This is a genomic window from Mesorhizobium sp. ISC15 (assembly GCF_037162615.1).
Classification (GTDB): domain Bacteria; phylum Pseudomonadota; class Alphaproteobacteria; order Rhizobiales; family Rhizobiaceae; genus Mesorhizobium; species Mesorhizobium mediterraneum.
This window is the reverse complement of sequence record NZ_JAVSPX010000001.1, coordinates 6,231,485-6,252,500: the sequence shown is the minus strand read 5'-3', so window position 1 is coordinate 6,252,500 and position 21,016 is coordinate 6,231,485. Positions and strand designations below refer to the sequence as shown.

General features: G+C 61.8%; 16 protein-coding genes, 1 tRNA gene and 2 rRNA genes (1 of these 19 only partly in view). 15 read left to right on the top strand and 4 right to left on the bottom strand.

Features of this window, described 5'->3' with window-relative positions:
- From RPG13_RS30130 to RPG13_RS30120, 3 genes are all read left to right on the top strand, one after another.
- Positions 1 to 2,047, top strand: a 23S ribosomal RNA gene (locus RPG13_RS30130) (it extends 760 nt beyond the left edge of the window).
- A gap of 219 nt (positions 2,048 to 2,266) precedes the next feature.
- Positions 2,267 to 2,381 (top strand): 5S ribosomal RNA (gene rrf, locus RPG13_RS30125).
- Between the two features lie 133 nt (positions 2,382 to 2,514).
- A tRNA-Met gene (locus tag RPG13_RS30120) sits at positions 2,515 to 2,591 on the top strand.
- 198 nt (positions 2,592 to 2,789) lie between these two features.
- Here RPG13_RS30120 and RPG13_RS30115 read toward each other — a convergent pair.
- Complete coding sequence (locus RPG13_RS30115; RefSeq protein WP_095484032.1) at positions 2,790 to 3,617, bottom strand: MurR/RpiR family transcriptional regulator; 828 nt, start codon at positions 3,615 to 3,617, stop codon at positions 2,790 to 2,792.
- Positions 3,618 to 3,751: 134 nt separating this feature from the next.
- On the opposite strand from RPG13_RS30115, the gene RPG13_RS30110 reads away from it, so the two are divergent.
- The 9 genes from RPG13_RS30110 (at position 3,752) to RPG13_RS30070 (ending at position 14,666) form a co-directional block, all read left to right on the top strand.
- Positions 3,752 to 4,570, top strand: a complete 819-nt coding sequence (locus RPG13_RS30110) for an N-formylglutamate amidohydrolase (protein WP_337126704.1) — start codon at positions 3,752 to 3,754, stop codon at positions 4,568 to 4,570.
- A 19-nt stretch (positions 4,571 to 4,589) separates the two neighbouring features.
- Positions 4,590 to 6,152 (top strand): amino acid permease, encoded by a 1,563-nt coding sequence (locus RPG13_RS30105; protein WP_127294478.1) that lies wholly within the window; start codon positions 4,590 to 4,592, stop codon positions 6,150 to 6,152.
- Positions 6,153 to 6,248: 96 nt separating this feature from the next.
- Positions 6,249 to 7,619, top strand: a complete 1,371-nt coding sequence (locus tag RPG13_RS30100) for a glutamine synthetase family protein (RefSeq protein ID WP_128284559.1) — start codon at positions 6,249 to 6,251, stop codon at positions 7,617 to 7,619.
- Between the two features lie 85 nt (positions 7,620 to 7,704).
- A complete protein-coding gene (locus RPG13_RS30095) occupies positions 7,705 to 9,093 on the top strand; it encodes an aldehyde dehydrogenase family protein (protein ID WP_337126703.1) in 1,389 nt (462 codons plus the stop codon).
- Between the two features lie 17 nt (positions 9,094 to 9,110).
- Positions 9,111 to 10,283 carry an iron-containing alcohol dehydrogenase gene (locus RPG13_RS30090; protein WP_337126702.1) on the top strand — a complete coding sequence of 391 codons (1,173 nt, stop codon included), beginning with the start codon at positions 9,111 to 9,113 and terminating at the stop codon, positions 10,281 to 10,283.
- Positions 10,284 to 10,526: 243 nt separating this feature from the next.
- Entirely contained in the window at positions 10,527 to 11,633 is a 1,107-nt protein-coding gene (locus RPG13_RS30085; protein WP_095484038.1) for an ABC transporter substrate-binding protein, read from the top strand.
- Between the two features lie 164 nt (positions 11,634 to 11,797).
- Positions 11,798 to 12,787 (top strand): ABC transporter permease, encoded by a 990-nt coding sequence (locus tag RPG13_RS30080; protein ID WP_095484039.1) that lies wholly within the window; start codon positions 11,798 to 11,800, stop codon positions 12,785 to 12,787.
- Positions 12,784 to 13,575, top strand: a complete 792-nt coding sequence (locus tag RPG13_RS30075) for an ABC transporter permease (protein ID WP_337126701.1) — start codon at positions 12,784 to 12,786, stop codon at positions 13,573 to 13,575. Before RPG13_RS30080 ends, RPG13_RS30075 begins: the two co-directional genes overlap by 4 nt.
- 26 nt (positions 13,576 to 13,601) lie before the next feature.
- Complete coding sequence (locus RPG13_RS30070; protein ID WP_126105102.1) at positions 13,602 to 14,666, top strand: ABC transporter ATP-binding protein; 1,065 nt, start codon at positions 13,602 to 13,604, stop codon at positions 14,664 to 14,666.
- Positions 14,667 to 14,889: 223 nt separating this feature from the next.
- Here the strand turns inward: RPG13_RS30070 and RPG13_RS30065 are convergent, their stop codons facing one another.
- Positions 14,890 to 15,516, bottom strand: a complete 627-nt coding sequence (locus tag RPG13_RS30065; RefSeq protein ID WP_337126700.1) for a glutathione S-transferase family protein — start codon at positions 15,514 to 15,516, stop codon at positions 14,890 to 14,892.
- 124 nt (positions 15,517 to 15,640) lie between these two features.
- Between RPG13_RS30065 and RPG13_RS30060 the strand changes: the two genes are divergently transcribed.
- The 3 genes from RPG13_RS30060 to RPG13_RS30050 all read left to right on the top strand — a co-directional run bounded on the left by RPG13_RS30060 (position 15,641) and on the right by RPG13_RS30050 (position 19,056).
- Entirely contained in the window at positions 15,641 to 17,191 is a 1,551-nt protein-coding gene (locus tag RPG13_RS30060; RefSeq protein WP_337126699.1) for a cation:proton antiporter, read from the top strand.
- Positions 17,192 to 17,288: 97 nt separating this feature from the next.
- Positions 17,289 to 18,203 carry an endonuclease/exonuclease/phosphatase family protein gene (locus RPG13_RS30055; RefSeq protein ID WP_337126698.1) on the top strand — a complete coding sequence of 305 codons (915 nt, stop codon included), beginning with the start codon at positions 17,289 to 17,291 and terminating at the stop codon, positions 18,201 to 18,203.
- 7 nt (positions 18,204 to 18,210) lie between these two features.
- Positions 18,211 to 19,056: an EamA family transporter gene (locus RPG13_RS30050; RefSeq protein WP_095484044.1), complete on the top strand. Its 846-nt coding sequence runs from the start codon at positions 18,211 to 18,213 to the stop codon at positions 19,054 to 19,056.
- Here the strand turns inward: RPG13_RS30050 and RPG13_RS30045 are convergent, their stop codons facing one another.
- Both RPG13_RS30045 and RPG13_RS30040 read right to left on the bottom strand, forming a co-directional pair.
- The gene (locus RPG13_RS30045) at positions 19,057 to 19,371 is read right to left on the bottom strand and encodes a Dabb family protein (RefSeq protein ID WP_292226914.1); all 315 of its coding nucleotides are present in this window, start codon (positions 19,369 to 19,371) and stop codon (positions 19,057 to 19,059) included.
- 10 nt (positions 19,372 to 19,381) lie between these two features.
- Positions 19,382 to 21,010, bottom strand: a complete 1,629-nt coding sequence (locus tag RPG13_RS30040; protein ID WP_337126697.1) for a GMC family oxidoreductase — start codon at positions 21,008 to 21,010, stop codon at positions 19,382 to 19,384.
- Positions 21,011 to 21,016: the final 6 nt, after the last annotated feature.

The window sequence follows — 21,016 nt, the reverse complement described above, 5'->3', positions numbered from 1 at the left end:
GGTAACACTTACTGGAGGACCGAACCCATAACTGTTGCAATAGTTCGGGATGACTTGTGGCTAGGGGTGAAAGGCCAATCAAACTCGGAAATAGCTGGTTCTCCGCGAAATCTATTTAGGTAGAGCGTCGACCGAATACCCCAGGGGGTAGAGCACTGGATGGGCTAGGGGTCCTCACCGGATTACCAAACCTAACCAAACTCCGAATACCTGGGAGTACTAGTCGGCAGACACACGGCGGGTGCTAACGTCCGTCGTGAAAAGGGAAACAACCCTGACCTACAGCTAAGGTCCCCAAGTTATGGCTAAGTGGGAAAGGATGTGAGGATCCCAAAACAACCAGGATGTTGGCTTAGAAGCAGCCATCATTTAAAGAAAGCGTAACAGCTCACTGGTCTAAATAAGGGTCTTTGCGCCGAAAATGTAACGGGGCTCAAGCCATACACCGAAGCTTAGGGTTTGCAGCAATGCAAGCGGTAGCGGAGCGTTCTGTAAGCTGATGAAGCCATACCCGTGAGGGGTGGTGGAGGTATCAGAAGTGCGAATGCTGACATGAGTAACGTAAGGGGAGTGAGAGACTCCCCCGCCGAAAGTCCAAGGGTTCCTGCTTAAAGCTAATCTGAGCAGGGTTAGCCGGCCCCTAAGTCGAGGCAGAAATGCGTAGACGATGGGAACCACGTTAATATTCGTGGGCCTGGAGGAAGTGACGGATCATTGAGGTAGTCCAATCTTATCGGATTGAAAGGGCTGCTGCGTGGTTCCAGGAAATAGCTCCTCCTTATAGACCGTACCCGAAACCGACACTGGTGGACTGGTAGAGTATACCAAGGCGCTTGAGAGAACTATGCTGAAGGAACTCGGCAAATTGCACGCGTAACTTCGGAAGAAGCGTGACCCTTTTCCACGCAAGTGGAGGAGGGTGGCACAGACCAGGGGGTAGCGACTGTTTATCAAAAACACAGGGCTCTGCGAAGTCGCAAGACGACGTATAGGGTCTGACGCCTGCCCGGTGCTGGAAGGTTAAGAGGAGGGGTGCAAGCTCTGAATCGAAGCCCCAGTAAACGGCGGCCGTAACTATAACGGTCCTAAGGTAGCGAAATTCCTTGTCGGGTAAGTTCCGACCTGCACGAATGGCGTAACGACTTCCCCGCTGTCTCCAGCATAGACTCAGTGAAATTGAATTCCCCGTGAAGATGCGGGGTTCCTGCGGTTAGACGGAAAGACCCCGTGCACCTTTACTATAGCTTTACATTGGCATTCGTAGTGGCATGTGTAGGATAGGTGGTAGGCTTTGAAACCTGGGCGCCAGCTCAGGTGGAGCCACCCTTGAAATACCACCCTTATCACTATGGATGTCTAACCGCGGCCCGTTATCCGGGTCCGGGACAATGTATGGTGGGTAGTTTGACTGGGGCGGTCGCCTCCTAAAGAGTAACGGAGGCGCGCGATGGTGGGCTCAGAACGGTCGGAAATCGTTCGCTGAGTGCAATGGCATAAGCCTGCCTGACTGCGAGACTGACAAGTCGAGCAGAGACGAAAGTCGGTCATAGTGATCCGGTGGTCCCGCGTGGAAGGGCCATCGCTCAACGGATAAAAGGTACGCCGGGGATAACAGGCTGATGACCCCCAAGAGTCCATATCGACGGGGTTGTTTGGCACCTCGATGTCGACTCATCGCATCCTGGGGCTGGAGCAGGTCCCAAGGGTATGGCTGTTCGCCATTTAAAGCGGTACGTGAGTTGGGTTCAGAACGTCGTGAGACAGTTCGGTCCCTATCTGCCGTGGGTGTAGGAATATTGAAAGGATCTGTCCCTAGTACGAGAGGACCGGGATGGACGGATCTCTGGTGGACCTGTTGTGGCGCCAGCCGCATAGCAGGGTAGCTATATCCGGACGGGATAACCGCTGAAGGCATCTAAGCGGGAAACCCACCTTAAAACGAGTATTCCCTGAGAACCGTGGAAGACGACCACGTTGATAGGCCGGGTGTGGAAGAGCGGCAACGCTTGAAGCTTACCGGTACTAATAGTTCGATCGGCTTGATCGTTCTCATTCCTTATGCCCATCTCGGCGCAATCTGAAGGATTGTCGCCTGACACGATGGTCTTACCAGCGCTCACGCATGAGCGGCCCTTACGGGCCTATGCTCCGCGAGGGCGCCGGACGACCGGCGACGTGCAGTCGCACTTGCGGGCTTCGCCCGTAACGAACTGCAATGTCGCCTTGGCACAGAAAACAGCTTCTCGAGCAACGTGCGCTTTGCCGACCTGGTGGTTATGGCGGAGCGGCTGCACCCGATCCCATTCCGAACTCGGCCGTGAAACGCTCCAGCGCTGATGGTACTTCGTCTCAAGACGCGGGAGAGTAGGTCGCTGCCAGGTCTGCAAAACGCACGTTGAAAAAATCTTCTCCTTACAAAACAGGCCCGCCATACGGGAGCCCGGGCCGCGCAAGCGGCCCTTTCAGTTGGCGGAAGCTTGAACCCAGTAAGCCAGCGCTTACTTCTAAGATTGACGCGGGGTGGAGCAGCCCGGTAGCTCGTCAGGCTCATAACCTGAAGGTCACAGGTTCAAATCCTGTCCCCGCAACCAAATCAAAAACGGCCCGCATCGCGCGGGCCGTTTTGCGTTTGCGGCCTGGCACGGGGTCGCCTTGTAACCGCGGTTCTCAGCCCACGGCCTGCTTTCAGCCGATGGCGTAGGCTCACGGCAGGAGTTCGTCGATCTGGCCGTTGGCATGGCCGTTGACGATCCGGGTGAGAATGTCGGCGAGGTTCAGGCCGCGTCGCCCTACCGCAGGCTTTCCAGCTCGCGGATGCGTTTGGCGCCGTCGGCCTCGAGCTGCCGGGTGACGGCGCCAATCAGGGTTTCGGCAACGACGAAAAGGGCCGCCGAGGAGTCCCAGGCCGAGGGCACGGCGGTGCGCCCGGCGATGACATGGCGGGCGAAGCGGGCGATCGGCGACAGCCACTGGTCGGTGAACAGCACGATCTGCACGCCGCGCTGATGCGCGGTTTCGGCAAAGCGGATCAGGCTGTCCTGGTAGCGCCTGATGTCGAAGATCACCAGCACGTCGCGCTTGCCCATGTCGATCAGCCGATCGCGCCAGACGCTTTCCTGTCCGGCGAGATGAAAGACGTTGGGCTGGACGATGGCGAGGTGGGCAGCCATGTAGCGCGCCAGCGGATCGGTGAAGCGGCCGCCGATCAGGAACGTCTTGCCGCGCCGGTCGGCAAGCTTTGCGACGATGTCGGCAAGCTGTTTGTCGGACAGATGTCGGAACGTCTCGCGCATGTTGTCGAGCGTTGCCTCCAGCATCGGCGACACCGCGCCGCCGCCCAGCGCCGGCGGATTGAGCGTCCGCGATGCCGGCGATTGCAATTGCGCCGCCAGCTCGTCCTGCAGCGCCGACTGGAATTCCGGGTAGTTCTGGAAGCCGAGCCGGGCGACGAAACGCAGGATCGTCGGCGAGGAGACGCCGGCGACAGCTGAGAACTCGGCGACCGTCTTCAGGCCGATCAGCGGATAGTTGGCGATCAGCGTTTGCGCTGCGCGGCGCTCGCCCGCCGGCATCATGCCGATGCGGTCCGAGATCAGTTCGGCGATGCTCGAAATCATCTTTTCCCCACCCTGGCCGCTTTGCCGAAATCGCGTTTGACAAAGCCCGACAAACTGTATGAAATCATCCACAGGGACGCAATGAGGTAAAATACGTAACATACGATACAGCGCTCCCCGGGGACGACAGGACAATGGAGACAGCACGGCCCGCCAGCCTTGCATTGCCTGAAACCGTGAGGGTGACAAACCCCGGCGGTTCGAGCCCATTCGTGTTGACCTGCGACCACGCCTCCAACTTCCTGCCGCCGGAATTCGGAACGCTCGGCCTTGCTGCCGAGCAGCTTTCCCGCCACATCGCCTGGGACCCCGGCGCGCTGCCAGTCGCCCACCGCATGGCCGAGGCGCTCGACGCGACGCTGGTCGAGACCCGCATTTCGCGCCTTGTCATCGACTGCAACCGGCCACTGGATGCGCCCGACCTGATGCCGCCGGTCAGCGAGACCACGGCCATTCCGGGCAATGCTGGCCTGTCGGAAAAGCAGCGCGCCGCGCGCATCGCTCTGTCTTGGCAACCCTTCCATGACACGCTCGCGAGCATCATCGAGAAAAGGCTGGCGCGCGGGCTCGATACGCGGCTGGTTTCAATCCATTCCTTCACCCCGGTCTACAAGGGTATGAACCGGCCCTGGCATATCGGCATCATCCACGACGAGGACCGCCGGCTCGCGGCGCCACTTATCGCCGCGCTGCGGCGGCTCGCCGGCGTCACAGTCGGCGTCAACGAACCCTATTCGCCGGCCGACCGCGTTTATTTCACGCTGGAACGCCACGCGCGCCCGCGGGGGCTACCCTGCGCGATGATCGAAATCCGCAACGACGAGATCTCCGGCGAGGCCGGGCAGCGAAAATGGGCGGATCTGCTCACAGGCATTTTTCTAGATCTGGAGCCCGAGGCGGCCAGGGGCTCCCGAGCAAGCGCAGTGGGAAAGTCAGCACAATCGGCCAACTAAGAACCAGAAGGGGACAAAAATGTCAGCGCAAGACTATTCGGACGTCGACAAGAAGGAGGATCTGAAGGTCCTTCACGGAATGGGCTATGCCCAGGAACTGTCGAGAAGCATGAGCCGCTTCTCGAATTTCGCCATCTCGTTTTCGATCATCTGCATCCTGTCGGGTGGCATCAACTCCTTCGCGCAAGCCACGTCGTCGATCGGCGGCGCAGGCGCCGGCATCGGCTGGATCGTCGGCTGCGCCGTTTCCGGATTTTTTGCGCTCGCCATGGCGCAGATCGCCTCGGCGTTTCCGACCGCCGGCGGCCTCTATCACTGGGCGTCGATCCTCGGCAACCGCTTCACCGGCTGGCTCACCGCCTGGCTCAACCTGCTTGGCCTGATTACGGTGCTCGGCGCGATCAACATCGGCACTGCTTTCTTCTTCGTCGGCACTTTCGGCGGAGCCTTCGGCATGACTGGCACGCCTGGCGAGATCGTCGGGTTTGTCGCCTTCATCACCGTGTTGCAGGCGCTGCTCAACCATTTCGGCATCAAGTTGACGGCTATGCTGACGGACGCCTCCGGCTTCCTGATCCTGGCAACGACAGCCGTGCTGATCGTCGCTTGCCTGATGTTTGCTCCTGCGATCGACATCACACGGTTGTGGACGTTCACGAACTATTCGGGTGATGCGGGCGGCGGCGTTTTCCCGCAGTCCGATTCCATGGGGTATCTCTTCCTGCTCTGCCTGCTACTGCCGGTTTACACCATCACTGGCTATGACGCGTCGGCGCATACTTCGGAAGAGACGTTGAAGGCAGCGCACTCGGTTCCGCGGGCGATCGTTTCGTCCGTGCTCTGGTCATCGCTGATCGGCTGGGTGATGCTATGCGCGATCGTATTGGCGATCCCCGATCTGGCGGCCGGCGCCAAGCAGGGCTGGGGCGTGTTCTTCGCGACGATGGACGCGATCTTGCCGTCGTGGCTTAAGACGCTGCTCTATCTGGCCATCCTGATCGCGCAGTTCCTCTGCGGTCTCGCAACGGTCACCTCTGCCTCGCGCATGCTTTTCGCCTTCTCGCGTGACGGTGGCATGCCGGTCGGCTCGGCCTCGCTAGCCAAGGTCAGCCCGGCCTGGCGCACGCCGGTCAATGCGATTTGGACGGCTGCGGTCCTCGAGATCATCTATGTCTTTCTTGCCCAGTTCATTTCGATCGGTGGCACGAACATCTATACCATCGTCGTCAATTCGACATTGGTGTTCCTGTTCCTGTCCTTCATCATTCCGATCGTGCTCGGCATGTTGGCTTTTGGAACGGAGAAATGGCCGAATCCCGGCCCGTGGAATCTCGGCGCCGGCCTGTTCAAGCTGTTTTGCATCCTGTCGGTCATCGGCATGGTGATCATCTTCTACATCGCCATCCAGCCGCCAAACGATAAGGTGCTCTATATCACCCTGGGCTTCATTGTGCTGACCGCCGTGCTTTGGTTCGGCTTCGAGAACCGTCGCTTCAAGGGCCCGCCGATCGGCGACCAGATTGCCAAGCGTCAGGCAGCGATCAAGGCTGCCGAGGTAGCCATAGGCGAAGCCGGCGCCTGACACCTCTCCATCGCCATGGCCGGCGCCTGCCGGCCATGGCTTTCCACATATTCAAGGCGACAAGCCCTAAACGACAAGCACTGGAGTGCCAAAGGAATGGCCGGAAATTTCTCGTTCGATCAGTTGAAGAAGGCGGTCTCCAGCGGCGAGATCGACACGGTGCTGGCCTGCATTGTCGACATGCAGGGCCGGCTGGCGGGAAAGCGGTTCCTGGCACAGTATTTCGTCGAGTCCGCCCATGACGAGACGCATGGCTGCAACTATCTCTTGGCCGCCGACATCGATATGGAACCGGTGCCAGGCTACAAGGCGGCGAGCTGGTCGAAGGGTTACGGCGACTTCGTCATGAAGCCGGACCTGGCGACGCTGCGGCGCATTCCATGGCTGGAAAAGACGGCGCTGGTGATCTGCGACGTGCTCGACCACCACACCCATGACGACCTGCCGCATTCGCCGCGCGCCATCCTGAAGAAGCAGGTCAAGCGGCTGAGCGAGCGTGGCTATATCGGCTATTTCGCCTCCGAGCTCGAATTCTATCTGTTCAGCGAAACTTACGATTCCGCCCGCAAGAAGCACTGGCAGAGCCTCGACACCGCCTCCCCCTATATCGGCGACTACCAGATCGGCATCACCACCAAGGAAGAAGGCGTCATGCGCCGGCTGCGCAACGAGATGGAAGCAGCCGGCATTCCGATCGAGAACTCCAAGGGCGAGTGGGGTCCGGGCCAGGAAGAAATCAATGTGCGCTATGCCGAGGCGATCGACATGGCCGACCGCCACGTCATCCTGAAGAACGGCGCCAAGGAAATCGCTGAGTCCGAAGGCAAGGCGATTTCGTTCATGGCCAAGTATAATTATGGGCTGGCCGGCAATTCCAGCCACATCCACAATTCGCTGTGGAGCGCCGACGGCAAGACGCCGCTTTTCTACGACAGACAAGCCGAATGGACGCTGTCGACGCTCGGTCAGCAATGGGCGGCCGGCCAGCTCAAATACGCCAAGGAATTCACCTGGTTCCTGGCACCCTACATCAATTCCTACAAGCGTTTCCAGGCCGGCACCTTCGCGCCGACCAAGATCATGTGGAGCGAGGACAACCGCACCGCCGGTTTCCGCCTGTGCGGCGAGGGCACCAAGGGCATCCGCATGGAATGCCGTATCGGTGGTGCCGACCTCAACCCCTATCTCGCCTTCGCCGCGCTGATCGCGGCCGGCCTTGCCGGCATCGATGAAAAGCTGGAGCTGCAGAAGCCCTTCGTCGGCGATGCCTATCAGGCCTCGCAGCTGCCGGAAATTCCCAAAACCCTGCGCGATGCCACCGAGACGCTGGCGAATTCGGAGATGCTGAAGCAGGCGTTCGGTGACGGCGTGCTCGAACATTATGTCCATACGGCACGCTGGGAGCAGTTCGAATACGACCGCCGGATTACGGACTGGGAACTGCACAGGGGGTTTGAGCGGTACTAAACTACGCCAGCGCTGCCGTTCAGCCTTTGGTGCGGAGGCGGGTAGCTCAAAACCGAGATTGTCATAAGCTGCGAGGACTCAAGGAATGACCGAAACGGTCAAGATAAAATCCCCCGTCGATGGCTCGCTCTATGCCGAGCGACCGATCGCCACGGATCAGGCGATCAATGCCGCGGTCGAGCGTGCCAAGGCAGCGCAAGAGAAATGGGCTGAGACCCCGGTCGTCGAGCGCGGCAAATATATGCTTGCCATGCTGGAAGCGTTGGTCGCCATGACCGACGAGATCGTGCCGGAAATCGCCTGGCAGATGGGCCGTCCGGTGCGTTATGGCGGCGAGTTCGGCGGCGTCAGGGAACGCACCAACTACATGGTCGAGATTGCCGAAGCGGCACTGAAGCCGGTGATGGCCTCCAATCCCAAGGACGGGTTTCGCCGCTATGTGAAGAAGGTGCCGCTCGGCGTGGTCATGGTGATCGCGCCGTGGAACTATCCCTATCTCACCGCCGTCAACACCATCGTGCCGGCGCTGATGGCCGGCAGCGCCGTGATCCTCAAGCACGCGGCGCAGACGCTATTGGTCGGTGAACGCTTTCAGCAGGCTTTCGACAAGGCCGGCCTGCCAAAGGGCCTGTTCCAGAACCTCGTCATGAACCACGCCCAGACTGAAAGACTGCTCGGCTCGGGCAAGATCGACCATGTCAATTTCACCGGCTCGGTTGCTGGTGGCCGCGCCATCGAAAAGGCTGCGGCAGGCACCTTCATGACGCTCGGCCTTGAGCTCGGCGGCAAGGACCCGGCCTATGTCCTGGCCGATGCCAAGATGGATCATGCCGTCGCCAACCTGGTCGACGGCGCCTTCTACAATTCCGGCCAGTGCTGCTGCGGCATCGAGCGCGTCTATGTTCACGAGAAGGTCTATGACGAGTTCGTCGAAGGCTTCATCGCCGAAACCAAGAACTACGTCGTCGGCAACCCGCTAGACCAGGCGACGACGATGGGGCCGATGGCACAGGCGCGCTTTGCCGACCTGATCCGCGAGCAGAAGGCAGAGGCGCTGCGCAAGGGTGCCAAGGCGCTCATCAACATGAAGGTTGCCAACGACGAGCCAGGCTCGCCCTATCTGTCGCCGGAAGTGCTGACTGAAGTCGATCATCAGATGAGCGTCATGCGTGAGGAAAGCTTTGGGCCGATCGTCGGCATCATGAAGGTGCGCAACGATGAGGAGGCGATCGCACTGATGAACGACAGCCCTTACGGGCTGACGGCCTCGATCTGGACGCGCGACACCGAGCATGCGGCGGCGATCGGCGACCGCGTCGAGACCGGCACCGTGTTCATGAACCGCTGCGACTATCTCGATCCGGCGCTGGTCTGGACCGGCGTCAAGGACACCGGCAAGGGCGCGGCGCTGTCGGCCATTGGCTACGACAATCTGACGAGGCCGAAATCATATCACCTGCGTGAAACCATCTGATTTTCTGAAAGTCAAAAATGACAAAACTCATTTCTAAATGGAACTACCCGACAACCGTCCGCTTCGGTGCAGGGCGCATCAAGGAATTGCCTGATGTGCTTGATGCGACCGGAATCAAGCGGCCGCTCTTCGTCACCGATCCAGGGCTGGCCAAACTTCCGGTCGTCGCTTCGACGTTGAAGATCCTCGACGACGCCAAGGTGCCCTATGGCGTGTTTTCCGAGGTCAAGCCGAACCCGGTGGATTCGAACCTGACCGCCGGCATTGCCGTGTTCAAGAAAGGCAAGCATGACGGCGTCATCGCCTTCGGCGGCGGCTCGGCGCTCGATCTCGGCAAGCTGATCGCTTTCCAGGCCGGCCAGACGCGGCCGGTCTGGGATTTCGAGGATGTCGGCGACTGGTGGACGCGCGCCAATTCGGATGCGATCGCGCCGATCATCGCCGTGCCGACCACCGCCGGCACCGGGTCGGAAGTCGGCCGCGCAGGCGTCATCACCAATGAGGCGACCCACACCAAGAAGGTCATCTTCCACCCGAAGCTGTTGCCGGCCATCGTCATCGCCGATCCGGAACTGTCGGTCGGCATGCCGGGCTTCATCACCGCCGGAACCGGGATGGACGCGCTCGCCCACTGCCTCGAGGCCTATTGCGCGCCGGGCTATCATCCGATGGCCGATGGCATCGCTGTCGAAGGCGTGCGGCTCGTGTTCGAAAACCTGCCGAAAGCCTACGCCAACGGCAAGGATCTCGTCGCCCGCGCCCATATGATGAGCGCGGCCGCGATGGGCGCCGCCGCCTTCCAGAAGGGGCTGGGCGCCATACACTCGCTGTCGCATCCGATCGGCGCGCTCTACGACACCCATCACGGCATGACCAACGCCGTGTTCATGCCTTATGTGCTGACCTTCAACCGCGACGCCATCGAGGTGCGCATCGCCCGGCTCGCCGCCTATTGCGGCATCAAGGGTGGCTTCGACGGTTTCGCCAAGGCGATCGTCAAGCTGCGCAAGGAGCTGAAGGTGCCGCACGCGCTGCCGGGCCTGATCAAGGGGCTCGAGATGGACAAGAAGCGCAAGGGCCTGATCGCCGACATGGCAGTGGTCGATCCGACCGCCGGCGGCAACCCGGTCAAGCTGACCAGGAAAGCGGCTCTGACGCTGCTTGAAAACGCCATTGCCGGCACCGTCTGAGACGGTTTTCGCACCCGAAAAATTGATCTGGGAATTGAGGGCAAAGAAAGGGGAAAAATGAAAGGTAAGACCGAAATTAATTAGCCGGAAAAATAATCGCGGGGCGATTGCTACAGCCGGTTAAAAAGAGTTTACTTTTTCGTACTGCGGGGCATCGCTTTCACAAAGCTTTCATCTGGCTGTCACACGAAAACGATACCGCATCGCAGGCGTCCAACGGCGTCAGTTCAACGGAGAGAACACATGTTCAAATTCACGGGAAAAGTGCTTTCCCTTACGGCCGTCGCCCTGATGGCGACCTCTGCCATCTCGTCGGCTCAGTCCATGGATGAACTGGTTGCCGCTGCCAAGGCGGAAGGCCAGCTCACCACAATCGCCCTGCCGCATGACTGGTGCGGCTATGGCGCCGTGATCGCCGGCTTCAAGGCGAAATATCCCGAAATCACCGTCAACGAGCTTAACCCCGATGCCGGCTCCGGCGACGAGATCGAGGCGATCAAGGCCAACAAGGACAATAAGGGCCCGCAGGCGCCCGACGTCATCGACGTCGGCCTATCCTTCGGCCCCACCGCCAAAGCCGACGGCCTGCTGATGCCCTACAAGGTGTCGACCTGGGACTCGATCCCCGACAGCGCCAAGGATGCCGAAGGCTACTGGACCGGCGACTATTACGGCGTGCTGGCGATGATGGTGAACAAGGATCTGGTCAAGGAAGTGCCGGCCGATTGGGCCGATCTCCTGAAGCCGGAATATGCCAACGCCGTCGCGCTCGCCGGCGATCCACGCGCCTCGAACCAAGCCATCCAGGCGGTCTACGCCGCCGGCCTTTCGAGCGGCGCCGCGGCCGGTGAAGCCGCAGGTACTGCCGGCCTCGAGTTCTTCAAGAAGCTCAACGCCGCCGGCAATTTCGTGCCGGTCATCGGCAAGCCGGCGACGCTTGCACAGGGTCAGACACCGATCCTGATCAACTGGGACTACAATGCGCTTGCCGGCCGCGACACGCTGAAAGGCAATCCGCCGGTCGACGTCGTCGTGCCGAAGACCGGTGTCGTCGCCGGTGTCTACGTGCAGGCGATCAGCGCCTACGCGCCGCATCCGAACGCTGCCAAGCTCTGGCTGGAATATCTCTATTCCGACGAAGGCCAGATTGGCTGGCTGAAGGGCTACTGCCACCCGATCCGCTTCAACGATCTCGCCAAGAACGGCAAGATCCCGGAGGACGTGCTGGCCAAGCTGCCGCCGGCCGCATCTTATGAGGCCGCAGTGTTCCCGACGCTCGACGAGCAGGGCAAGGCCAAGGAAGCCATCACCAAGAACTGGGACGCCGTCGTCGGCGCCAACGTTCAGTAAGGTTGAAAACCGCCGGGCGGCTTCACTGCCGCCCGGCATTCCACTAGAGCGACGTGCGTCCACTTGGACGCACAAAGTACGCTCTAGAACTCAAATTTTCGCATCGTGCTTTCCGAAAATCGAGTTCGATTTTCGGGCCGATGCGATAAGACGGTAGCCGGCGCATGACCGATCTCTCGCTTTCCGATCACGCGATTGCCGGGAAGACGGCGCCGCCCAGCGAGGCGCGCGCGTTTCGGCTGCCGACGCAATGGCTGGGCGTGGCGCCGTTCTTCATCTTCGCCATCATGTTCCTGGTCCTGCCCACGCTCTATCTGGTGCTGGGCGCGTTCCAGAACGATGCCGGCGCATTCACCTTCGACAACATCGTCGGTATCTTCGACCCACCCAATTTGTCGAACTACATGCAGTGCCAATATGATTCCTGGATTTCCTGGGTCGACGGAAACTGCAAGCTGCCCAGCATCCTTGCCGCCTACTGGATCTCGATCAAGATCAGCCTTGCTTCGTCGCTCATCGGCGCATTTGCCGGTCTGGCCATTGCCATTGCCATCGTGCGCGGCGGCCTGCCGAACTGGATACGGTCGGCGACGCTGACCTTTTCCGGCGTGGCTTCGAATTTCGCCGGCGTGCCGTTGGCCTTCGCCTTCCTCGCCACGCTCGGCCGGCTCGGCCTCGCGACGGTGATCCTGAACACCGTGTTCGGCTTCAACATCTACGCCCACGGCTTCAACATCCTGTCGTTCTGGGGCCTGACGTTGACCTATGTCTATTTCCAGATCCCACTGATGGTGGTCATCATCACACCGGCGATCGACGGGCTGAAGAAGGAATGGGGCGAGGCGGCCGCCACGCTTGGCGCCACCACCGCGCAATACTGGCGCATGGTCGTCATCCCGGTGATCTGGCCGAGTTTTCTCGGCACCGTCATCCTGCTGTTTGCCAATGCCTTCGGCGCCATCGCCACCGCCTATGCGCTGACCGGCTCATCGCTCAACATCATTCCCATCGTGCTCTACGCGCAGATCCGCGGCGACGTGTTGCACAACCCGCATCTCGGCTATGCCATTGCCTTCGGCATGATCGTCATCACCGGCCTCGCCAACGTCTTCTACATCTGGTTCCGGACGCGCAGCGAAAGGTGGCTCAAATGAAGAGCGGACGTTTCTGGGCCTGGGTCGTCTTCGTGCTGGGCGCGGCCTATTTCTTCATTCCGCTGATTGCAACCGTGGAATTCTCAATGCGCATGCGGCGCGGCGTCTATTCCTTCGATGCCTACGAGGTCGTGCTTGGCGACCCCCGCTTCCAGGCGACTTTCGGCTATTCGGTGCTTGCCGCCGTGTTCACCATCATCCTCGGCGTGCTGATCGTCGTGCCCACCGCCTACTGGATCCGGTTGCGGCTGCCGCAACTGAGGCCGGTCGTCGAGTTCATCACGCTGCTGCCGCTGGTCATCCCGGCGATCGTCATCGTCTTCGGCTACATCAGAATGTACGGATCGAACTCGCCGCTGCCGTTCCTGGCGAGTGACACGGGCACCAACGCCTTGCTGGTCATCGGCTATGCGACCCTGGCGCTGCCCTATATGTACCGCGCCGTCGACACCGGGCTTCGCACCATCGACGTGCGCACGCTGACGGAGGCGGCGCAGATCCTCGGCGCCGGCTGGGGCACGATCATCACCCGCGTCATTCTGCCCAATGTGCTGATCGCGGTATTGTCGGGCGCCTTCCTTACCTTCGCCATCGTCCTCGGCGAATTCACCATGGCCAGCCTGCTCAATCGGCCGGCCTTCGGTCCCTACCTGCAGAACATCGGCGCCAATCGCGCCTATGAGCCGGCGGCACTTGCCATCATCGCCTTCGCCATTACCTGGGCGTGCATGTCGCTGATCCAGATCCTGTCGCGTTTTGCGCCGCGATCGGCGAACCGGCCAAACTGATCGAAATTACTGACGGAAAAAAAGCCATGGCCGAGCCGTTCCTCTCCATCCAGCATGTGCGAAAATCCTTCGGCCCCACCACCGTGGTCCAGGATTTCAACCTCGACGTCGAGCCGGGCGAATTCGTCTCCTTCCTCGGGCCATCGGGCTGCGGCAAGACGACAGTGCTGCGCATGGTCGCCGGCTTCGAGGAGCCGAGCGCCGGCAAGATCGTGGTGGCCGGCAAGGACATCACCCGGCTCAAGCCCAACCAGCGCAATGTCGGCATGGTGTTCCAGGCCTATGCGCTGTTTCCGAACCTGACGGTGGCGCAGAACATCGGCTTCGGACTGAAGGTCGCGGGCATGCCAAAGGCCGATGCTGACAGGCGCGTTGCCGAGATGCTCGACCTCATCAAGCTGCCGCAGATGGGCGATCGCTATCCCTATCAGCTCTCCGGTGGCCAGCAGCAGCGTATCGCGCTGGCGCGGGCGATCGCGCCGAAGCCGAAGCTCCTGCTGCTCGACGAGCCGTTGTCGGCGCTCGACGCCAAGGTCCGCGTGTCGCTGCGCGAGGAAATCCGCTCGATCCAGAAGAGGCTCGGCATCACGACGATCTTCGTCACGCACGACCAGGAAGAGGCACTGTCGATCTCCGATCGCATCGCAGTCATGTATGGCGGCAAGGCCGAGCAGGTCGGCACGCCGTTCGAGATCTACAACCGGCCGGCGACCAAGTTCGTCGCCAATTTCGTCGGCACGCTGAACGTGCTCGAAGGCACCGTCACCGATGCCGCTTCGGGCAAAGTGCGCGTCAACACGCAGGAGGTCGCGCTCAAGGGCAAGCTCAACGGTTCGAAAACCGGCGACAAGCTATCCCTAGCGCTGAGGCCCGAGGCGATTTCGCTCGGCCGCCATCCCGGCCGCGATTCCAGCCTTTCGGGCGAGATCGCCGAAGTCCATTTCCTCGGCTCGGTCATCCGGGTTCGCGTCGGCATCGGCGGCAGCACGGTGTCGCTCGACACGTTCAACAGCCCGGCCGCCCCGCCGCCCGCCGTCGGTGAGAAGGCCGAGATTTCCTTCTCGTCGGGCGACATGCTGGTGCTGCACTAGAGCGCTTTGGTGGAACCAAAACCGCGCTCCAGGTCTTGTTTGACGCATTTTGTCGGACGCGAAAACGAAGACGTTTGGCTGCAAATGCTCTAAAGCGCGTCGCGTTGAAACGGATTCAATCGACGCGCTTTAAGCCTTTGTTTTTATGCGTGTCGTTATCCCAAAACCGCTGCGCACTTTTGGGCGACATGCTCTAACAGCGGCAGTATCCCGGAAGTCGAAGTCAGGCCGGCGGGATGAACGGCTGGCTCACCGTCCTGAAGACCGGCAGCGCTTCCAGCCGCGCGGCATGGGCGGCGAGCGCCGGAAACGCGGTGAGCGAAGCTAGGCCGGGATGTGCCTCGCCAAGGAAGCGAAGCGCGGCGGCAACCGCGATGTCGGCATGGCCGATCCGATCGCCGAACCAGTAGGATTCAGGCCTTGTGCTGCGATCGGCTTCCAGTACAGCCATCACGCCTTCTATCTGCTTGCGGCAGCGCTCGACCCAGAGGTCGGAGATCGGCTCGTGCAGCAGCCTCTCGTAGAACAGGCTGACCGCCTTGTCGCCCAGCCCGGTTGCCAAAGCGGCTATCTTCAGCGCTTGGCGGCGCGCCGGCTCGTCGGTCGGAAACATCCTGTGCTCGGCCGCTACGAGGCTGTCCAGATGGTCCAGCATGGCGTGGCTCTCGATCAGCACCTCGCCATTGTCCAGCACCAGGGTTGGCACGCGCGTCAGCGGATTGTAGGGCCTGATCTTGTCCGCATCGCCGAAGGTCGACCAGGGACGATGTTCAAACGGCAGGTTGTACAGGGTCAGCGCAATGCCAACGCGACGGACGAAGGGCGAGTCATATTGGCCGATGAGGATCATGACCCAAGCTTATACGCAGACAACCGCCTCAACGCATACTGCCAAGTCAGAGCACAACGGCCAATCACAGCAGCTCATGGTTTTTACCGCTGCCAATAATCGCGCTTCGCCGCTACGATGAGGCATGGCGCTTTTCGAGCTGACCCTAGTTCTCCTGCTGATCGCCGTCGCGCTGACGGCATTGTCGCGGCGTCTCCAGGTTCCCTATCCTTCGTTGCTGGCCTTGGCAGGCGTAGGTATCGCCTTCCTGCCGTTTGCGCCGACCATCGAGATCGATCCCGAACTGGCGCTCGCCTTGTTCGTCGCGCCGGTGCTCCTCGACGCTGCCTACGACACGTCGCTGCGCGATCTCAATCGCTACAGGCTGCCGCTTGTCTTGCTGGCGCTTGGCGCCGTTGTTTTCACGACTGCGGCCGTGGCGCTCGCCGGATGGGCAATGGCAGGCCTGCCGATCGCTGCGGCCATTGCCCTCGGCGCGATCGTGGCGCCGCCCGATGCCGTCGCGGCGTCGGCCGTGCTTGGACAGTTCAAGGTGCCGCACCGCATCACCGCGATCCTGCAAGGCGAAAGCCTGCTCAACGACGCCACGGCACTCCTGATCTACCGCATGGCGGTTTCCGCAGCTGCCGGCTCTATCCTGCTGAGCAGTGCGGTTCCGATGATCTTGCTGTCGACGGTCGGCAGCCTTGCCGCTGGTTATGTGCTCGGCCGCTTGTTTCTCGTCACCCTCAGTCGCATCGAAGACCCGGCGAGCGGTACGGTGGTGCAATTCGCCGGAACATTCGGCGTCTGGATCCTGGCCGATAGGATCGGGCTCTCCGCCATCATAACGATCGTCGTCTATGCCATGACCATCGCGCGCACCGCGCCGCGCCGCATGCCGGCCAGGAATCGCGTCAGCTCCTACTCGGTCTGGGAGACGGCGGTCTTCGTGCTCAACGTGCTGGCCTTCGTCCTGATGGGACTTCAGGCGCGATCGATCGTCGGCCGGCTTGCCGAGCAGGGGCAGGTCGAAGCGTTCGTCTTCGCCGCAGCCGTGCTGGCAGTCGTCATCGTCTCGCGTCTCGTCTGGGTGCTGGGATGCGGCGCGATCATGAGGTGGCTTGCCAGCTTCGGTGACGCGGATCGGAAGGCCGAAGCCCCGTCGTTTCGCGGCGGCGTGCTGATCGGCTGGTGCGGCATGCGCGGCCTGGTCACCCTTGCGGCAGCGTTTGCCTTGCCGGCCGACTTTCCCGGCCGCGACCCGATCGTGCTCGCTGCCTTCTCGGTCGTCCTCGGCACATTGGTGCTGCAAGGCATGAGCCTGAAGCCGCTGCTGGGCTTGCTTCGTCTCGATCCGGACGAAACTGTCGACCGCGAGGTCGCGCAGGCACGCGTCGCCATCATGCAGGCCGCACTGGACGTGTTGAGCGGCAAGACATCGAATGCGGCGGCCGCGGTCCGCGAGCAATTTGCCGCGCAGCGCGTGATCGCCGAAAATCCTGACGATGCCCAGGCTGCAACCGAGTACGATAGGTTGCGTCTCTATGCCATCAAGAGCCAGCGTGACGCGTTGGAACAGCTGCGTATCGATGGGACGATCGGCGACGAAGCCTATCATCGCCTGGAGGAGGAAATCGACTGGTCGGAACTGGCCGCTTCTCCGCCAGGACGTTTCCAGCCGCTGACGACTTAGCCGCGCGCTATCTGGCCCAAGCTCTCTCCATCCGGCTGCACATTGCAACCAATCCGCCAAACCGCTACTGCCATCACGAAATTGAGCCGGTTAAGCAATGAAGCTGGTCAGCTACAACATCCAGTACGGTTTCGGCAGCGACGGCCGGTACGATCTCGCGCGCTGCGCCATGGTTGTCGCTGGCGCCGACATCATCGCCTTGCAGGAAGTGGAACGGCACTGGCTGCGCAGCAACGAGGACGACCAGCCGGAAATCCTTTCTCGGCTGCTGCCCGAATACCATTGGGTCTATGGCCCGGCCTTCGACATGGACGCCAGCGAACGGCGTGAAGGCCGGATCGTCAACCGGCGGCGGCAATTCGGCACCATGGTGCTGTCGAGGCTGCCGATCGTCTGGTCGCGCCTGCACACGTTGCCGCTGCGCCGCACCGTGCGTCCGCTCAACACCCGCAACGCCGCGCTCGAATGCATGATCCGCACTCCTGCCGGACCGGTGCGGGTGCTGTCGCTGCATCTCGCGCATATCGCCGCCGAGGAGCGGCTGGAGCAGATCGACTATCTGCTCGCCGAGCATCGCCGGGCGCCGTCCGACGGCGGCCCGTGGAGTGGCGCCGACGACGAACCCGTGCGCAACTGGAGCAATGGCGAGCCGCAGCCGGAAAACCCGCTGGCAGCGATCTGGATGGGCGATTTCAACATGGAGCCGGGCAGCGCCGAGTACCGGCGCATCGTCGGCAGCACGCCCTACCATCGCGGTGCCGCCTACCTCGACGGTTTTGTCGATGCCGCCGCCGTCGCCAGCGAACCTGCGGGGGACTTCCACACCCATGTGAAGACCATCGATGGCAGGCTGACAAAGCGACGGCTCGACCATTGTTTCGTCGGCGGCATGTTTGCGGGACGCGTGCGCTCGGTCGGCGCCGATATCGGCGAAATCGCCTCCGACCACTTTCCGCTGCGGGTCGACATCGACCTGGAAACGCCGTTCGCGACAGGGACCGGAGGCGCATGAGCCACCGATGACCTTGTTCGTCTTCTTCGCGGTGCTTGCCGCCGCCGCCATGCACGCGATATGGAACGCGCTGGTCAAGGTCCATCTCGACCGCTTTCTGTCGATCACGCTGATGACGCTCGGCATGGGCGCCGTGGCGCTTCTGGCGCTGCCTTTCGTCGAGGTGCCGAAATCGGAAGTGTGGCCGTACATCATCGCCTCGGTGATCTTCCACATGGGCTACAGGACGTTCCTGATTGGCGCCTACAAGGCCGGCGATTTCGCCCAGACCTATCCGCTGGCGCGTGGCACGGCGCCGCTGCTGGCCGCACTTGGCGGCATGGTGGTCGTCGCCGAGGTGCCGGCGCCGCTCGCCATTCTCGGGATCCTTCTTTTGTCGGCGGGCACGCTGGTGCTGTCGTTTCGCGGTGGCGCGCATCTAGAGAGATTGAACCTGCGCGCGGTCGGCTTTGCGCTGGGCACCTCGATCTTCATCGCCAGCTATACGCTGTCCGACGGCAGCGGCGCGCGGCTCGCCGCCACCGCCTCGAGCTATGCGGCATGGCTGTTCGTCTGCGATGCGCTCTGGGCGCTGGTGCTGTGCCTGATCTTTCGCGGGCCAAAGGCGCTGCCGGTGCTGGCGCGCGACTGGAAGGCGGGCGTGTACACCGGTGTGCTCAGCGGCGCCGCCTACTGGATCGTGATGTGGGCGATGACCAAGGCGCCGATCGCCTCGGTCGCGGCGTTGCGCGAAACGTCGATCCTGTTCGCCATGATGATCTCGGTGTTCGCGCTCGGCGAGAAGATGACGGGCTGGCGGGGAGCCGCCGTGCTCAGCATTGTTGCCGGCGTCGTCGCGCTGAGGCTCGGGTAGCTAAGCGCTTATTTCCAGGTCGAACACCATCAGCCCGTCGGTTCCGCCTTCGAGTGCAGCAACCAGCCGGGCGCCGGCCCGCTGATGCGCTTCATGCACTAGATAGGCATCGCGCGCGGCGGCATCGCGAAAATCGATGGTGAAGCCGTGCGTGAAGCCGCGTGCGAACGGTTCTGGGCTGACATTGGCGCTGAATTCGACCTTGCTCATGCCTTCGATCACCCGCCGCAACGCTTCGAGGTCGGCATGGATCGCCGCGCGCTCGTCGTCGGTGACGTCATTGCGGAACCTGATGAAAACACAGTGCCTGATCATTTTTGGGTTCCTATGCAGCCTGGTTGCCTGAAAACACGGCCGGCGGCAACGGCTCGCGGCCAAGGATCAGATCGGCGCCCTTTTCGCCGACCATGATGGTTGGTGCATTGGTGTTGGAGGAGGGAATGCGCGGCATCACCGAGGCGTCGCAGATGCGCAAGCCCTCGATGCCGCGCAGCTTGAGATCGGGCGTCACCACGCTCATCGCATCATGGCCCATGCGGCAGGTGCCGACAGGGTGATGGTCGGTCTTGGAACTGCGGCAGGCATAGTCGAACAGCTCGTCGTCGCTGGTGAGTGTCGGTCCCGGCAGCACCTCGCGTAGTACATAGGGGGCAAGTGCCTTCTGCCGCATGATCTCGCGCGCCAGCCTGAGCCCCTTGATCGACATGTCTCGGTCATAAGGGTCGGACCAGTAATTCGGATCGATCAGCGGGTGGTCGGCGGGATCCGCACTCTTCAGTCGTACCGTGCCACGCGAATGTGGGCGCAGGAAAGCCGAATTCAGCGTCACCCCTGGATTCCTGAGTTTCTCGACGCCGGCCTCGATGCCAGAGCCGAGGCCGAGATGGAGCTGGATGTCGGGCGAGGCGGCGGTCGGGTCGGCGTACCAGAAGCCGCCGGTCTCGAACAGGCTGGAGGCAACCGGTCCCTTTTTGAGCAGCAGATATTGCAGGCCGGCCCACACCGTTCGGTGCAGCTTGGCGTAGTTATCATAGGTGTGGTCGCCGGTGCATTCGGCAATGACGAACAGGTCGAGATGGTCCTGCAGGTTGGAGCCGACGCCGGGCAGATCGTGCACCGGCGTCACGCCGACCGACTTCAAATGGTCGGCCGGGCCGATGCCCGACTGCATCAGAAGCTTCGGCGAGCCGATGGCGCCGGACGAGACGATCACTTCGCGCTCGGCGCGCAGGATTTTCTTCTCGCCGCCCGGCCCGTCGACGGTCTCGACGCCGATGGCGCGGCCCTTGTCGATGACGATGCGCGTCACCAGCACATCTGTCCTGACGGTCAGGTTCTTGCGTTCGCGGATCGGCCGGAGATAGGCGACCGAGGCAGAGGAGCGTCTCGCGTTTCTCTGCGTCAATTGGTAATATCCGACGCCCTCTTGGGCTACCCCGTTGAAGTCCGGATTAAAGGGAATGCCTATCTCCTGCCCGGCGCGGAAATAGGCTTCGCAGATCGGCAGCGGCGCAATCGGGTTCGAGACGCCGAGCGGGCCTTGGTCGCCGTGAAAATCGTTGGCGTAGCGCTGGTTGTTCTCGGCCCGCTTGAAATAGGGCAGCACGTCGCGGTAGCCCCAGCCGGCAAGGCCCTCTTCCCTCTCCCAGGCGTCGTAATCGCGGGCGTTGCCGCGCGTGTAGATCTGGGCGTTGATGGAGGAGCCGCCGCCGATCACCTTGGCCTGCGTATACCGGAAGACGCGGTCCTTCATGTGCTTTTGCGGCACGGTCGACCAGCCCCAGGCGGCGATCCCCTTGGTCATCTTGGCGAAACCTGCCGGCATGTGGATCAGCGGATGCCAGTCCTTGCCGCCGGCTTCGAGCAGCAGCACTGAATTCGATGGCTCTTCGCTCAGCCGGTTGGCGAGGACGCAGCCGGCCGGGCCGGCGCCGACGATGATGTAGTCGGTCATGGCGTC

What these genes read in the sequence shown, in the direction of transcription:
- RPG13_RS30065 (WP_337126700.1), bottom strand. Translation starts at nt 15,516, where the DNA reads ATGATCCTCATCGGCCAATATGACTCGCCCTTCGTCCGTCGCGTTGGC.
- RPG13_RS30115 (WP_095484032.1), bottom strand. Translation starts at nt 3,617, where the DNA reads ATGATTTCGAGCATCGCCGAACTGATCTCGGACCGCATCGGCATGATG.
- RPG13_RS30050 (WP_095484044.1), top strand. Translation starts at nt 18,211, where the DNA reads ATGACCTTGTTCGTCTTCTTCGCGGTGCTTGCCGCCGCCGCCATGCAC.
- RPG13_RS30080 (WP_095484039.1), top strand. Translation starts at nt 11,798, where the DNA reads ATGACCGATCTCTCGCTTTCCGATCACGCGATTGCCGGGAAGACGGCG.
- RPG13_RS30100 (WP_128284559.1), top strand. Translation starts at nt 6,249, where the DNA reads ATGGCCGGAAATTTCTCGTTCGATCAGTTGAAGAAGGCGGTCTCCAGC.
- RPG13_RS30040 (WP_337126697.1), bottom strand. Translation starts at nt 21,010, where the DNA reads ATGACCGACTACATCATCGTCGGCGCCGGCCCGGCCGGCTGCGTCCTC.
- RPG13_RS30085 (WP_095484038.1), top strand. Translation starts at nt 10,527, where the DNA reads ATGTTCAAATTCACGGGAAAAGTGCTTTCCCTTACGGCCGTCGCCCTG.
- RPG13_RS30075 (WP_337126701.1), top strand. Translation starts at nt 12,784, where the DNA reads ATGAAGAGCGGACGTTTCTGGGCCTGGGTCGTCTTCGTGCTGGGCGCG.
- RPG13_RS30070 (WP_126105102.1), top strand. Translation starts at nt 13,602, where the DNA reads ATGGCCGAGCCGTTCCTCTCCATCCAGCATGTGCGAAAATCCTTCGGC.
- RPG13_RS30055 (WP_337126698.1), top strand. Translation starts at nt 17,289, where the DNA reads ATGAAGCTGGTCAGCTACAACATCCAGTACGGTTTCGGCAGCGACGGC.
- RPG13_RS30105 (WP_127294478.1), top strand. Translation starts at nt 4,590, where the DNA reads ATGTCAGCGCAAGACTATTCGGACGTCGACAAGAAGGAGGATCTGAAG.
- RPG13_RS30045 (WP_292226914.1), bottom strand. Translation starts at nt 19,371, where the DNA reads ATGATCAGGCACTGTGTTTTCATCAGGTTCCGCAATGACGTCACCGAC.
- RPG13_RS30110 (WP_337126704.1), top strand. Translation starts at nt 3,752, where the DNA reads ATGGAGACAGCACGGCCCGCCAGCCTTGCATTGCCTGAAACCGTGAGG.
- RPG13_RS30095 (WP_337126703.1), top strand. Translation starts at nt 7,705, where the DNA reads ATGACCGAAACGGTCAAGATAAAATCCCCCGTCGATGGCTCGCTCTAT.
- RPG13_RS30060 (WP_337126699.1), top strand. Translation starts at nt 15,641, where the DNA reads ATGGCGCTTTTCGAGCTGACCCTAGTTCTCCTGCTGATCGCCGTCGCG.
- RPG13_RS30090 (WP_337126702.1), top strand. Translation starts at nt 9,111, where the DNA reads ATGACAAAACTCATTTCTAAATGGAACTACCCGACAACCGTCCGCTTC.